The sequence below is a fragment of the Methanoculleus sediminis genome (assembly GCF_001017125.1).
GTDB lineage: Archaea > Halobacteriota > Methanomicrobia > Methanomicrobiales > Methanoculleaceae > Methanoculleus > Methanoculleus sediminis.
Map to the genome: position 1 here is coordinate 77,376 of NZ_JXOJ01000006.1, position 15,127 is coordinate 92,502.

At 65.3% G+C, this 15,127-nt stretch carries 9 protein-coding genes; 4 read left to right on the top strand and 5 right to left on the bottom strand.

What is annotated here, in order from left to right:
- Positions 1-42: 42 nt before the first annotated feature.
- From SZ63_RS10525 to SZ63_RS10535, 3 genes are all read right to left on the bottom strand, one after another.
- Positions 43-498: a hypothetical protein gene (locus tag SZ63_RS10525; protein WP_048185163.1), complete on the bottom strand. Its 456-nt coding sequence runs from the start codon at positions 496-498 to the stop codon at positions 43-45.
- A gap of 110 nt (positions 499-608) precedes the next feature.
- On the bottom strand, positions 609-2,525 hold the full coding sequence (locus tag SZ63_RS10530) for an MASE3 domain-containing protein (protein WP_048185167.1): 1,917 nt from the start codon (positions 2,523-2,525) through the stop codon (positions 609-611).
- Between the two features lie 207 nt (positions 2,526-2,732).
- Positions 2,733-5,585, bottom strand: coding sequence for a PAS domain S-box protein (locus SZ63_RS10535; RefSeq protein WP_082122757.1), 2,853 nt, complete (start codon positions 5,583-5,585; stop codon positions 2,733-2,735).
- A gap of 269 nt (positions 5,586-5,854) precedes the next feature.
- On the opposite strand from SZ63_RS10535, the gene SZ63_RS10545 reads away from it, so the two are divergent.
- Complete coding sequence (locus SZ63_RS10545; RefSeq protein ID WP_048185175.1) at positions 5,855-7,795, top strand: heavy metal translocating P-type ATPase; 1,941 nt, start codon at positions 5,855-5,857, stop codon at positions 7,793-7,795.
- A gap of 42 nt (positions 7,796-7,837) precedes the next feature.
- Here SZ63_RS10545 and SZ63_RS10550 read toward each other — a convergent pair whose 3' ends face one another.
- Positions 7,838-8,701 carry a cupin domain-containing protein gene (locus SZ63_RS10550; protein ID WP_048185179.1) on the bottom strand — a complete coding sequence of 288 codons (864 nt, stop codon included), beginning with the start codon at positions 8,699-8,701 and terminating at the stop codon, positions 7,838-7,840.
- Positions 8,702-8,785: 84 nt separating this feature from the next.
- Entirely contained in the window at positions 8,786-11,170 is a 2,385-nt protein-coding gene (locus SZ63_RS10555) for a PAS domain S-box protein (protein ID WP_048185182.1), read from the bottom strand.
- 368 nt (positions 11,171-11,538) lie between these two features.
- Between SZ63_RS10555 and SZ63_RS10560 the strand changes: the two genes are divergently transcribed.
- From SZ63_RS10560 to SZ63_RS10570, 3 genes are all read left to right on the top strand, one after another.
- Entirely contained in the window at positions 11,539-13,575 is a 2,037-nt protein-coding gene (locus SZ63_RS10560; protein ID WP_082122758.1) for a copper-translocating P-type ATPase, read from the top strand.
- A 99-nt stretch (positions 13,576-13,674) separates the two neighbouring features.
- A complete protein-coding gene (locus SZ63_RS10565; RefSeq protein ID WP_048185184.1) occupies positions 13,675-14,517 on the top strand; it encodes a PKD domain-containing protein in 843 nt (280 codons plus the stop codon).
- A 96-nt stretch (positions 14,518-14,613) separates the two neighbouring features.
- On the top strand, positions 14,614-14,967 hold the full coding sequence (locus SZ63_RS10570; protein WP_048185285.1) for a type II toxin-antitoxin system PemK/MazF family toxin: 354 nt from the start codon (positions 14,614-14,616) through the stop codon (positions 14,965-14,967).
- Positions 14,968-15,127 lie beyond the last annotated feature (160 nt).

The following is a 15,127-nucleotide window of genomic DNA, read 5'->3' on the forward strand; positions in this document are numbered from 1 at the left end:
GTGCCGCCCGTCTACCGGCCGGCACTCTTGGATCGCCTGCCGTCACGCACTCTGCGCCACGCCGTAGACGGTTCCGTTCCATTCGCAGAGGGCATACTTCGCGAGGATCCGCCGCATCTCCTCTGTCGTTATGCGGAGTGAGCTGTACTTCGCGTGCTCCTTTCCTGCCGGGCAGTACGCGGAACGGGGATCGAGCCAGAGGAGTGCGTCGAACAGGGGGCCTTTCGCGACCAGGACAGGTTTCTCGTCGAGGATCAGCGCGCCGAGCGCCGGGTGGTTCCGGAAGTCGTCTTCGGTGAGGTGCGTCACGGAAGCGGCGTTCACAGGCGCTTTCCGGGGAGACGCGCCGAGGCTCGTCTCGTCGATCAGGTTGATCCAGTGGAGGAATCCGAGACCGATGACGCACAGGATGATGAGGACGACGAGCGCCCCGAAGAACGGACCTCTCCCCCATTCCAGGTCTTCCGCCGTTTTACCCGGTCGCCCGTCCCCCGCCATCCTTCACCACCATCCGGGCCCCCGGGGGGCACGGCTGCCGTTTTCAGTGGAAGAGACTGGGGTGCCGGGGTATATGAGGGTTTCGCGGCCGGGGAGAAGATCCGGGAGGCCTATTCCCTCTCGCCTTCGAACCGCCACCCCCCGTTCGGCACGGTGATCTCGAACCGGGCACCCTTCCCGGACTCGCCGGTCTCCCGGATCGTCATCCCGGTGATCCCGAGAATCCCCGCGACCAGGAAGAGCCCGTGGCCGTACCGCCGCTTATAGGTCTCGCGGAAGATCGCCTCCTTCTCGCCGTCCGGAATGCCGGTGCCGTCGTCCTCGCAGACGATCAGCAGGTCCTGCCCGGCCCTCGCGCACGAGAACCGGATCTCCGTCACGCTTCCGCCGTGGCGGACGGCGTTGTCGATGAGGTTATAGAAGACCTTCTTCACCATCGGGTCCGCGTAGATCTCAAGGCCCGGGAAGTCGGCGCGAAGATCGACCCCTGCCGGAAGGGTGAGAACGGAGACGCTCTCCGCGATGAGGTCCTGCGGCCTCTGCCAGACAGGCGCCATCACTCCCATGTCGTGGTAGTCCCGGCTGAACTCGATCTGCTTCTGGATCTCGTCGACGGCGGAACGGACGCGGCCCAGACAGGCCTGAACCCCGGGATCTTCGCTGTCTTCTCCGGCAAACTCAATGTAAGCGCGCGCGACGGTGATCTGGTTGAGGATGTCGTGCCGGGTGATCCCGGCGAGAAGGTTTAATTTCGCGTTCGCCCGGGCAAGCGCCTCCTCGGCGTGCTGCTGCTCGGTGATATCCTCCCCGGAACTCAGGATCCCGCAGACGGCGCCGCTCTCGTCACGAAGCACGGTGTTATGCCACGCGATGATCCGTTCGCCGCCGTCCATGGCGGCGACCGGCATCTTCACGCGCTCGTTCGCCCCGACCTCGCCCTGCATGAGCCCCGTGAAGAGCGCACGGCAGCGCTTCCGCTCCGACGGGGGAACGAACCGTTCGGCCCAGGGCTCGCCTGCGGCCGCATCCGCCGGGCAGCAGAGAACCTCGGACGCCCGGCGGTTGATGAGGGCGACCCGCCCGTCCCTGTCGAGGACGACGAAGAGGGCGCCCGCGATATCCAGGTATTGCGCGAGCCGGTTCTTCTCCCGCATGAGCCGCTCTTCGCTCGTCTTCAGGCCGGTAAAGACCAGCGCGTAAGGCTGCCGAATCCCGGTCTCGACGAACGCAACGTAGATGAGCCCGAACGAGAGCACCATCAGGAGATGGCCGATCATGTTCGAAAGCCCGTAAACGCTGATATAAAGCGTAAAGGCAAGTTCCGAGGTGATCATCACGATGACGGCCGCAATCAGGTGGCCCGCCACCCGGGGCGAGAAGGCGTCCCGTACCCGGTAAACGGTGACCGCCCCGAGGGTGAGCAGCGCGGCTATGACGTACTCGCTCCAGACCTTGAACTCCGTCAGCCCCGAACCCTCGATGTAGCAGTCGGGAAAGACCGGGACGGCGAAGATCGAGAGGAGCAGGAGAGCGGTAACCACCGCAAACACGGCAAACACCCGTCGGGAACCGGGTTTTCTCCGGAGCAGGAGAGGCGCGGCAAGCAGCGTCCCGGCGAGGAGGTAGCGCGAGGCGATCCAGAGCTGCGTCGGAAGGTTTGCATCGTAGCCGGCGAAGATTCCCATGCCGTCATACGCGAGGGTGTGGACCAGTTCGATGCCGGCCACGAAGAGCAGCCCGGTGCCGGCGACCAGCAGGTAGCCGTTCTCCCGCATCGTCCGGGCGTTCCACGCCACGATGAAGACGGCGATCGCAATCGCGATGGCGACGAACTCGGCGATCGTGTGGAAGAGAAGGTAGCTGTACAGGCTCGTCGCCGCGAGGGCGGCCAGAAGCACCGTCAGGACGGTGAACGATCGCCAGACGCCGGATTCCGCGGCTTCCTGTTCTATGCGGCCCCACCGGCTCTCCGCTCCGCTCCGGGCTGCATGGGCCGACGACTCTGTCCGCTTAAGGTTGTTCAGCATGGCTTCCGGTTCCGGGGCGGGGAACGCCGGGCCAGGGCCCGGACTATCCGCCCAACTTTTATCCATCTAATAATATATTTTATTCGGCATCAATGTATCGGATACAAAAAGCGTCATCTATGGGACAATTCAGACAAAACGAGGATTGTATTCAGGCAACCAGGAGGGCGGCCCCCATAAGGATCGAGATCGATCCCGGAGCGATCGCTACACCAGTTCATTCCTCCGCAGGAACTCCCTGATATCGCGCGATTCGACCCAGCCCTCGTCAAGCTGCTTGACAATAGCGTTGATCCGCTCAACCTGCTCCCGGATCGTCGTCGACGTCGCCTCATCGTCGGCCAGATCGGCCATACCGAGGATCACCTGGAGGGGCAGCCGGATATGGTCCGCGAGAACTGCAAACTGTTCGATATTCTGCTCGATCTGGTAGAACGCCTGCATCCGCATATCCTCGTAGCGCGCCCGGTCCGAAACGTCCCTGCCGACGATCTGTACGCCCACCACGCGACCGTCTTCCACGATCGGAGATTCGTTCAGTTCAAGGAACGCTACGGACCCGTCTTTGCGGCGGAACTCGACCTCGAGCCCCTCGACCGGTTCGCCCCGGGCGATCTTCTTCTGTCCCTCCTCCCAGACGGGGAGGGACGAGGGGACGACATAGTCGTGACACCCGCGGCCGACGAACTCGTCGGGAGTATAGCCGAGGATGCGGGTCACCGCCGGGGAGATGTAGGTGATCCCACGGTCATGGTAGCAGGTGTAGATCATATCGAAACTCCGCTGGGCGATCTGGCGGAACCGTTCCTCGTTCTCCGCGAGAGCGTTCTGCATCTCCCGCCAATCGGTGATATCCTCCAGCATCGCGATGACCAGGCCTCCCTCCCCGGAGTCATGAAGCAGCGACGTGGTCAGCCGCCCCCAGATGATCCGGCCGTCCTTCGTCAGGTAGCGTTTCTCCCGGCGGACGCCCTTCCCCAGGGCAGTCTGCCGGTGGAGAGAGTCGGCCCCCTCCCGATCGGGCGGGTAGATCAGGTCGTACGACCGCATAGCATACAGCTCGTCCTCGTCGTAGCCGAACATCCGTACGAGCGCCGGGTTCGCCTCCATGATCCGTCCGTTCGGGTCGATGAGCGCAATCCCGGTTCCCGCCTGCTCGAAGATCCCGCGGAACCTCTCTTCGCTCTCCCGCAGGGCAAGTTCCGCTTTCTTCTGTTCCGTGATATCCTGCCCCGTGACGGCCAGCATTCCGACCTGCGGCCGGTAGATCTGCAGGTCGTACCACCGCCCGGTTCTCGGTTCCTGCAGCCGCCGCTGCATCGGGATACCGGTCTTTGCGACCTCTCCATAGAGAGCACAGGCACCCTTCGCAATCGTCGGAAAGATGTCGAAGAGCCGCTGCCCGATCAGTTCCTCCCGGTCGCGGCCGAAGACCTCGGCCGCTTTTTCGTTCAGCTCGCTGATACGGTAATCGACAGGATTCCCATCGTCGTCCCTGATAACCTCGTAGAGGGTGTAACTTTCGAGCATTCGTTCGAAGAGAAGGCGGTACTTCTCTTCGCTCCTCCCGAGAGCGTCTTCCCCCCGTATCCGCTCGATGACCCGTCCGAGCCGTCCGGCAACGGCGTCGATCAGGCGGCGTTCACCGATGAGAAACGGCGCACCTTCATCACCAGGCTGCGGGTGGCGGTAGCAGACCTCCACCCTGCCGGCTATCCGCCCCTGGACGACGATCGGGCTCTCCTGCCGCCAGGGGCTCTCGACAAATCCGGCCGACCGGTATTCCCGGCGGTCGACCACGATCCGGGCGGCGGCATCTTCCGGATGGAGCCAGCCGGCAGGGAGGATGACGGCAACATCCCGGAGGACTTCTTCGACCGACACCCCCGGCCGCTCGATGACGCCGCTCACGGCGTAGAGCGTCGCAAGTTCCCTCACCCGGTTATCCAGGGCGACCCGCTGCTCCCGTAGCATCTCTTCAGCCCTGCGCCTGTCCGTGACGTCTTCTGCGATGACGACGAGCCGGTCGTGCTGCGGCCGGTACACCTTCAGTTCGTAGAAGAAGCCGGTATCCGGACTTGAGACCTCGCGATGCACCGTCCTCCCGGTTGCGGCAACCTGGTAGAAGAGGTCGAGCGCAGCGGGGCCGATCGCCGGAACGGCCGTTGCGAGGTCTTTTCCGGCGACCTCTTCCCGCGGATGCCCGAGGCTTTCGGCGGCTTTGCGGTTGATCCAGACGACCCGGAAGCCGGCAGGGTTCCCCGGGGCGTCGCGGAAAATCTCAAGAAGGAGGCCGGCGTCCGGCATCTGGTCGAAGAGGAGGCGGTACTGGTGCTCGGACGATACAGCCTTGCCGTGTGCCGGCGCAATGACCGCCCCGAGCATCATGGCGACGGCACGGACGAGGGCGTGCTCCTGCGGCAGGAACGGATCGTCCGTCCCCTCCGGAACCCTCCGGCACTCGACCACGATCTGCCCGGCTGTACGTTCTCCGGCATCTATCCCGGCAACAATCCTTCCGGGTCCGGGAACGGCGGTTCCGGGCTCTATCCGCACCGACACCTCTCCCGGGTGGCGGAACCCGCGGGGCAGAAGGGCGGCCGTCTCCCGGAAGATCTCGTCGGTATCGCCGCCGCCTTCGATCGCGCGGGCGATTGCGGAGAGGGTGCAGAGTTCCCTCGCCTGCCAGCAGGGTTCGTCCCGGCCGGTGATGTCGAGATCGACCCCCGCCCAGAGGACGATCCTGCCCGCGGCGTCCCTGACCGGGATTCCCCTGCTCGCGATGGTGCGATACTCTCCATCGGCGCCCAGAATGCGATAGTTGCACCTCCACGGAACACCGGCATCGCTACGGCGCTCCCACCGGGCGCTCATCGCCTCGGCGTCCCCCGGATGGAGGTTGCCCGCCCACACGGGATCGTAGCGGTCTTCGAGCACCGTCTCCCGGAGAGCAGGCGCCACGCCGTTGGGCCCGCCGATCCAGATCCTGCATGGGATTGCCTCGTCGGCAGGCAGATCCCGTTTTTCCGGGGCGGTCGCGGTGAAGTCTGATGACGGCATGGTTCAATACTGCAGGGAAGTCGGGCAGGGTGACGGATATGGCCGGGAAGCCGTCACCCGGGCATGCTGTGCAGGGGGTGATCGTTCCGATCAATTTGGTCGATCTCTTCATAATGGTTCTGCTCGATGAAAGGGCGACCCCCCATTTGAGCGATCGCACCGGCGATAGGTCGGGATATGCGCCCGGACACCCTTTAAGTGAGACGCAGTTAAGGATGCAGGGTCATGACTGAGACCTGCGCCCGAACGACCCCGGCCGGAGGCGGGCCGTGACGGAGCGCGAGGAGGATCCGTCCTGCCCCCGCTGCCGCGTCGGGGTCCCTCCGGTTCAGAGATCGGCCGTTGGTCCCCGGGAGATCGCGGTCTTCGGGGCCTCGGGCATCCTCCTCCTCGCGGGGGTGTTCGTCGGGTACTTCACCCCGTATCCCTTCGCCGGGACGGCCCTGCTGCTCGCCGCCGCGGCCATATCCGGCTACGACGTTCTGATAGCCGGATTCCTCGCCCTCATCCGGCTCCGGTTCAGCATCGCCGTGCTCATCACGATCGCGGCGGCAGGGGCGTTTCTGACCGGAAACCCCGCAGAGGGGGCGACCGTGCTGTACCTCTACGCCGTCGCCGAGTACCTCGAGGAGTATGCGGCCGGGAGGGCCGAACGCTCGATAGCCTCGCTCCTCGACCTCACGCCGCAGACCGCCCGGGTCAGGCGGGGCGACGGCGAGGTGATCGTTGCGGTCGACGGCGTCGGCGTCGGGGAGACCGTGATCGCGAGACCGGGCGACACCGTTCCGCTCGACGGCATCGTCGTTGCCGGCGGATCGTCGGTCGACCAGGCGGCGATCACCGGGGAGAGCGTCCCGGTGGCAAAGGAGGCCGGGGACGGGGTCTACGCCGGGACACGGAATCTCGACGGGTACCTCGAAATCCGGGTAACGAAACCGGAACAAGAGAGCACGATAGCCCGGGTCGCCGCCCTGGTCGCGGAGGCCCAGGCCCACACCTCTCCCACCGAGGCATTCATCGAGCGGTTCTCCCGCTACTACACGCCGGCGGTCATCCTCCTTGCCGGCCTCCTCGTCGTCGTCCCGCCGCTCGCCTTCGGCGTCCCGTTCCTCGAAGCGTTCTACCGGGCACTGATCCTGCTCGTCATCGCCTGCCCCTGTGCGCTCGCGATCTCCACCCCGGTCTCGATGGTCTCGGGGATCACGACCGCGGCGCATAACGGCGTGCTGATCAAGGGCAGGGACTCGCTCGAGGCTGTGGGGCTCGCCCGGGTGGTCGTCTTCGATAAGACCGGGACGCTCACGACCGGGAGGCTCGAGGTGGAGAACGTGGCCGGGTTCGGGATCCCGGAGTCGGAGGTGCTCGCCGTCGCCGCGTCGCTCGAGTCCCGTTCCGGCCACCCGATCGCGGAGGCGATCCGGCGGCGGGCGGATGAGGAGGGCGCCGTTCTGCGGGACGTCGAGGAGTTCGTCGCGATCGCGGGGAGAGGCGTCCGGGGACAGATCGGCGGTGCGGCCTACATGCTCGGGAACGCTGCGCTCTTTGCCGACGGAGATACCCGGACATGGCGGGCGGCGTACGACCGGCTGGAGAGCGAAGGGAAGACCGCCGTCCTCGCCGGCACCGCTTCAGGCGTGATCGGGCTGATCGCCCTCTCGGACGTGGTAAAGCAGGATGCAGAAAAGACGGTCGCCGCTCTTCGGGCGTGGGGCATCCGGACGGTGATGCTCACCGGGGACAACGAGCGCGTCGGGGGGGCGGTGGCCCGCCGTATCGGCATCGACGAGTGCCATGCCGGGCTCCTGCCGGAGGACAAGGTGACGATGGTAGAGCGGCTGATGGACCGCTACGGGCTCGTGGTGATGGTCGGCGACGGCGTGAACGACGCGCCGGCGCTCGCCCGGGCGAACGTCGGGGTCGCGATGGGGGCGATCGGGTCGGACGTCGCGATCGAGGCCGCCGAGATCGTCGTGATGGAGGACGACATCTTACGGGTCGCCTACCTCGTCGCCCTCTCGGAGAAGACGGTCTCGGTCGTCCGGCAGAACGTCATAGCGGCGCTTGTGGTGAAACTCGGCATCGCCGGGCTCGCCGTCCTCGGTCTCGTCACCCTCTGGACGGCGGTGGCGTTCGGGGACATGGGGCTCTCGCTCGCGGTCATCGTAAACGCTCTCAGGATCGGCCGGCAGGATTCCGGCAATCCCCCATGAAACCGCGAGGAACAGGCGTCGGGCAAAAAAGAGGAGACGAGACTATTCAAAGAGAACGGTCTTCTCCGGCGTCCACGCCGGGTCGATGAACGAGAGAAGCCTCGTGGTCGAGTCTGCGCCGTTCCGGGTCTCTTTCACCTGGTCGGGCAGGACGTAGGCGGCACTCCCGGCCGGAACCCGTATCGATTCTCCATCGGGAGTGACTACCTCGATCTCCCCTTCGATCACGTAGAGAAGGTCGGAAGAGCCGTTGATACCGTCGTAGCCGAGATACCCGCCCGGGAGGAGTTCGGCGTACGCGAGGCTGTAGCCGATCGGGACGACGGTCTCGTTCATCAGCACCGGATTTAAGAGAGTATAGACCGCCACGCCGGATTCGAGGCTCCACTCGATCCCCTCCCGGGGATCGGCGACGACGAGCGGCGCACAGCCTGTCCCCGCACTGATAACGTCAAGCCCGTCTCCCGACACCTCGATTCCAGCGGTGAAGGGCGGCTGGATCACGGTGATGTAACGGAGTTCCGTATCCCCGGCCGAGGCTATCGACTGCAGCACGCCTTCCGGCAGGAGCACCGTCTCTCCCTCGCCGGCGGTTATCGTCTCGTTGCCGCAACGGACCTCCGCCGCACCGGCGAGCACGTAGACGAGTTCCGTCGTCCCGACCAGGCGGTGCGGCGGCGTCGCGTTGCCCGGTGCGATGGAGACGCAGCCCATGCTGTAATTCGCCCGGATCTGCGGCGTCTCCTCGCCGATGATCCCGAAGTATGTCGCCCGGCCGTCGAAGATGGGGATCGGGGCCGCCGGGGCGATCAGGCTGACAGCCGCCTCCGCCCGGGGCTCGTCTGCGGCGAGGCATCCGGCAGAGAGGAGGATACAGACAAAGAGAAGAGGAACAATCCTGTACATGGTAAACTATCTGCGACGGGAGGAATAAATCCGATTATCCCGTCAGGCGTGCATCGCGAACGATCTGGCGGAAACCGGGGTGGCCTACGCACATTCCCCGCGTCCGGCTTTCCTGAGAGTGAACCGGAATGCCGCGCCCTGCTCCGGATGCCCCCTGACCCGGTCCTCGACCCAGATCCTGCCGCCGTAGCGCGCAGCAAGCATCCGGCAGATCGAGAGGCCGAGTCCCTGGCTCCCCCGCCTGCCGCCCTCCCGCTCGAACCGGAAGAAGATCGCCTCCTTCGCCTCGTCCGGAACACCCGGGCCGGTGTCGGCAACGGTGACGACGATGGTCTTCCCGTCCAGATCATCGACCGCCACCGTGACCTCGACACCCGGCCCGCCGTGCTTTGCGGCGTTGCCGATGAGGTTCGTGAAGATCTCGGGCAGGAGATCGTCGGCGAAAACCTCCACGGGCTGCCCGCAGTACCAGATGCAGAGGTCGGGGAAGTGGGCGATCTCCTCCAGGATAACGTCGTGGAGATTTTGTCGCGCAAGTCCGTTCCGACACTCCTGGATCTTTCGGAGGGTGGCGACGTTTGCGGTAATCTCGATGCTCTTCCTGATCCCGTCCTTCAGCTTCCGGGCGTGCCGGGCCGGCTCGCCCTCGAGCTCGTCGATGAGGAGGTCGGCGTAGATGTTTGTGACGTTGTCTGCGTTCCGGATATCGTGCGTCAGGATGTCGAGGTAGAGGTTCGCCTCCCGGTTTGCCACCTCAAGCCTCCGGTAGAGCATTCTCCGCACGATGCCGGCGCCGATCTCACGTCCGACCGCTTCAAGGAGCGCGCGCTCGTCGTGAGCGAAGAATCCCCGCTCCCTGCTCCCGATGAGGAGCGCCCCGACGACGTCGGACTCGACGACGAGCGGGATGCAGGCGAGTGCGGCAAACCCGAGCTCCCGGAGAAGGCGGGCTCCCGAGGTGTTCGGGCCCCGGTCCTGTTCAAGGTAGCACGGAAGACCGGTGGCGATGGTATCGGCAAACGACACCCCAAAAATGGTTTCTGCCAGTTCCAGGCATGCATCCGGCATGTTTCGCCGGCACTGGAGAGCGGCGTCTCCACGCCCGGAATCGAGGCGGTAGATCGCGCCGCCGTCGTAGCCGAGGAGATCGAGCGTCTGATTGAGTGCCGTCACCAGCAGTTCTCCCGGCAGGTGTGTCGATGCGGATGTGCCGATGATCCGGTTGAGCAGCAGGAGATGCCGGTTCCTCGCCTGCAGTTGCTCCTCCGCCTGTTTCCGGTGGCTGACGTCCCGCAGAACGACCTGGACCGCAGGCCGGCCCTCAAAGATCGTCCGCGTCCCCCTTCCCTCGATGGGAACCGTCGTCCCGTCGAGCCTGAGGACCAATAACTCGACAAGCGGCGTCTCCACGCCCTGGAGGTCCCGCACGGTGAACGCCTCGATCGTAGCCCGGGCGTCCGGGTGGACGATATCGAGGATAGCTTTCCCGATGACCTCCTCGGGGCGTGAAGCCCCGAGCAGCTTCAGGCCGGCGGGGTTGACGAATACGATATTCCCGCCGCGGTGGATCAGGGTCGCCTCGGCGGAGAGTTCGACGAGAGACCGGTACTTCTCCTCGCTTTCGCGGAGCTTTGCCTCCATCTGCTTTAAGGGGGTGATGTCCTGGACTCCGGCAAGGAATCCCCGGCAGGTGCCGCCGGCGTCGATGATAGGGGTGGTCGCCAGCAGCGTATGGATACGGGTGCCGTCTTTTCGGACCAGTTCGAACTCGAAGACCTCTCGCACGTTCCGGCCCAGACGCTGCAGGAATTCCCTCACGTCTCCGGCTCCATCCCCATCGACGAACGCATAGACCGACGAGCCGATGATCCTGGCGACCGGGCAGCCGAGGAGATCGGCCATCTTCTGGTTGGCAAAGACCACAGTGCCCTCTCTGTCTATCAGCGCGATACCCTCGTTGAGGTTCTCGACGAGGAACCGGTAGCGGTCCTCGCTTTCCCGCAGGATCTCCTCTATCCGCCTCCGTTTAGCGTCATCCACACCCACTCCGCGAGCGTTGCCCGGGGTGATCCGGTCGCCGGAAGGTTCGGGAGAAAAGCGAATGAGCCGGCTGCCGCGAAGCCGGCCTTCATGCACGGCCCTGCATGAACAGCGGAACCACCCTTCGCCGCCGTCGGGCAACCGCATCGCGCACGGGAAATCGGCAGCCGGAACGCGGCCGGAGAGGAATGCAGCGATCTCGGTTTTTCCCGACTCCTCGCAGATACGGGATGCCAGGGTCCGGCGGACGAAGCGATCCGCGCCGGTTCCACCGGGCTCGTCATGGCTGATGCCGAGCAGGTGCCGCAGGCGCCTGTTGATGCAGGCCACCCGGTTGTCGGGACCGACAATAAGCAGCCCCTCGTCGAACGCATCCAGGATGCCGGAGAGCACGAGGATATCGTCATGTGCGGGTGTGCATTCATGCATCGGCCGGGATCACCTTCCTTTACTCTCGGAGGAGTTTCATCTCCATGGGCAGATAAAATGTTCCCGCACACCTCCAGTGAATTCTGCCAAAATTCAGACGAATTTTGACGATTCTACCGGTCATGCGGGCAGGTTCATCCGAGCACAGGCATTATGCTATTTCCCTGAAGTTATAAATCTGTTCATTTCCACCGGCAGGCGTCCGTCACCCGCGAGAAGGCAGACACGTGCCCCGGTGCTGCTCCGGCTGCGCGCGGCCGGTATATTTACATCCCGCAAGAACGGCATCACCCCCATGAACGGGTACGCACGCGGCCTGGACATGCACGACGGGACCGCAGAAGAGAAGCAGACGGGGAGGGCATGAGGTGGCCCACGATCACGGTGAGGACGGACGACAGTACGAGACGCATCTGACAGAAGCCGCCGGGCAGAAGCCGCCGGAGCAGCGCCGGCCCGGCCACGGCACGCATCACCATGCCCTCGAAGACTTCCGGCGGCGGTTCGTCGTCTCGACGATACTGACGGTTCCGATTCTCCTCCTCTCGGAGCCGGTCCAGGAACTTCTCGGGATAGTCATCCGGTTCCCGGGTTCGGACTACCTGCTCCTCGCTCTTGCGACCGCAGTCTACCTCTACGGCGGGTGGCCGTTTCTTACCGGCATCGTACGCGAACTCAGGGCGCGGATGCCCGGGATGATGACGCTCATCGCCGTCGCGATCACCGTCGCCTACGTATACAGTTCGGCGGTCGTTCTCGGTCTCGTCGGCGGAGAAGGATTCTTCTGGGAACTCGCCACCCTGATCGACATCATGCTCCTCGGGCACTGGGTGGAGATGCGCTCGGTTCTCGGGGCTTCGCGGGCGCTCGAGGAACTCGTCCGGGTCATGCCCTCGGAGGCGCACCTTCTCCGGGACGGGGGGACCGACGACGTGCCCGTCGACCGGCTCGAACCGGGCGACCGGGTCCTCGTCCGGCCCGGAGAGAAGGTGCCGGTGGACGGCGCAGTGATCGAGGGGGCGACGAGCGTCGACGAGGCGATGCTCACCGGGGAGTCGCGCCCGGTGGAGAAACGCCCGGGTGCTATGGTCATCGGCGGGGCGGTCAACGGTGAGGGCTCGATCGTCGTCGAGGTCCGGCGGACGGGTGCGGAGACCTACCTCGCGCAGGTGATCGACCTCGTGCGAAAGGCGCAGGAGAGCAGGTCGCGGACGCAGGATCTCGCCGACCGGGCGGCGTTCCTCCTGGTGGCGATCGCCCTCTCGGTCGGTGCGGTGACGTTCGCGGTATGGTTCGCCCTCGGGGAGGGAACCGGATTTGCAGTGGAGCGGGCCGCGACCGTGATGGTCATCGCCTGCCCCCACGCGCTCGGCCTCGCCGTCCCGCTCGTGATCGCGGTCTCGACGGCGCTTGCCGCCAAGTCGGGGTTCCTGATCCGGGACCGGAGCGCGTTCGAGCGGGCAAAAGACCTCACTGCGGTCGTCTTCGACAAGACCGGGACCCTGACGGAGGGGCGGTTCGGGGTCACGGACGTCCTCGCCTTCGGCGGCGCGGCGGAGGAGGACGTGGTCGGGACGACGGCATCGGTTGAGGCGCACTCCGGGCACCCGATCGCCCGGGGCATCGTCCGGAGTGCGGAGGAACGGGGACTCGCTCCGCTTACGGTAGAAGGGTTCCGGGCGATCCCGGGGGTCGGCGTCGAGGGGACGGTCGGGGGCAGGAACGTCCGGGTGGTCGGTCCGGGTTACCTCGCGGAACGGGGCATCGATGCCGGGGACGGACGGATCGAGGCGCTCCAGCAGCAGGGCAAGACCGTCGTCTTCCTGCTCGAGGACGACCGGCTCACGGGAGCGCTCGCGCTCGCCGACATCATCAGGCCGGAGTCGGGGGAGGCGATCCGCCGGCTCAAAGATATGGGGGTCCGGTGCATGATGCTGACCGGGGACAACCGCGACGTCGCAGCGTGGGTGGCGGGGGAACTGGGTCTCGATGAGTTCTTTGCAGGAGTCCTGCCTCACGAGAAGGCGGAGAAGATCCGGGAGGTGCAGCGGCGCTACCGTGTGGCGATGGTGGGCGACGGGATCAACGACGCACCCGCGCTCGTCGAGGCCGATCTCGGGGTAGCCATCGGGGCCGGGACCGATGTGGCGGTGGAGAGCGCCGATATCGTGCTCGTGAGAAGCGACCCGCGGGACGCGGCGGCGGTCATCGACCTTGCAAAGAAGACCTACCAGAAGATGTTCGAGAACCTCCTCTGGGCGACGGGCTACAACGCCGTCGCCATTCCGCTCGCCGCCGGGGTCCTGATCGGCGCCGGGATCCTTCTCACGCCGGCGGCAGGAGCGGTGCTGATGAGCGCAAGTACGGTGATCGTCGCGATCAACGCCAGGCTGCTCCGGGTATAAGGGCGGCCGTTCCCCACCGCCCGGCTCATCGATTGAACCCGGAAGCTCAATGCGGTCAAATAGGGGAGCCGGGCCAGTATCTACCGGAGGTAATCACTCATGAAACGAGATACCACAATCCGGATATTCTCCCTCTTCATCGCCCTTGCCGTGGTGGTTCCTGCCGTGCAGGCCGCCCTTGTCGTCGATGCAGGGGGCGACCGCACCGTGCTTGCCGGGGAGCCGGTTACCATCCTCGCTGCCTGCAACGACACGGACGTATTCGACGCGATGAACCTCTCGGCTTGCGTCAACTGGAGCACCGGGAGGACCGAGGCGGAGATCGTGCAGGACGACGAGCAGAACGGCACCGTCCGGGCAACCCACACCTACCTCGCCGCCGGCACCTACACGGTCACGGTAGAGGTCGCAAACAACGCGACGGGTGCCGTCGCCTGCGACACCCTGAACGTGACCGTCGACCCGCAGACGGCGGAGGTGAAGGTCGCCCCGAAGGTCCTGAACAGGAAGAGCAACGGTGTCATGACCGTCTTTATCAGCATCGCTGACTGGCTCGGGTTTGCCGGAGCCGACAGCGCGAACACGACGGTATCGAACCCCTCGGAGTTCGCGATCGGGAACGCAACACCGGAGAAGGTCAACTCCTGCGCAAAGGACGGCGGCACGCTCATCCTGAAGTACCGGCGCCAGGATCTCGACCTCGCCGCCGGCGACGGCAACCTGACCGTGACCGGCACCGTCGTGACGGAGAACGGTTCCGTCCCGGTCGCCGGCACCGGGGCCGTCTCCGTGATCGACCCGGGCAACGGCAAAAAGGCGGAATTCGGCAACGATGGCGGGCATGCCCGGGCCGCGATGGTGAAGGAGAAGGCGAAGAACCAGAAGGAGTTCCTTGATGCGCAGCAGAAATCCAACGGAAAAGCAAACGGGCGGGCGCCATAACGGCGCACCGTGGGGGCGAGAACGCTCCCCTATCCTTCTGTAACCGTAAAGCCCGGATCAATTCTCTTATCGGTTCTGCAGCCAATCAGTATGAACATGGGACGCTACGCCAGCGGCGACGTCGTTCTAGCCCCCGTGCGCATCGGGGGAGGGAGCGAGCGGAAGGTGCGCCCGGCGGTGATCGTTTCTGCGGGAGAGAGCGGGAGCCTGCTGGTCTGCCCGGTATCGAGCAGCCCGTCCGCCGACGGCATCTCGATACCCCTCTCGCTCGACGACTTCGCCCGGGGCGGGCTCGACCTCTTCACCGAGAGCTACGCTCTGGCCGCACACGCCGCCACCATCCGGACGGCGGACGTCGTCGGAAAGAAGGGCACCCTCCTCCCGGAGACGCTCGCCGCCGTCCGGGAGGCCATGCCGGGGGTATACGACAGGAGAGGGCGGCGAAGGTGAGGGGGATTTTTCCCGGGATATTCCCGTGCAGTGGATCGTAGTGGGTTGCGCAACTCCGGTCTCGAACTCCTGTCCTTCGCACCTCCGGTGCTCACGCTCCGGTTCTTACAAACCATCGCGCTTCAGACAGTCGTTCCTAGCGGAACGTCGTTCTTCAGTG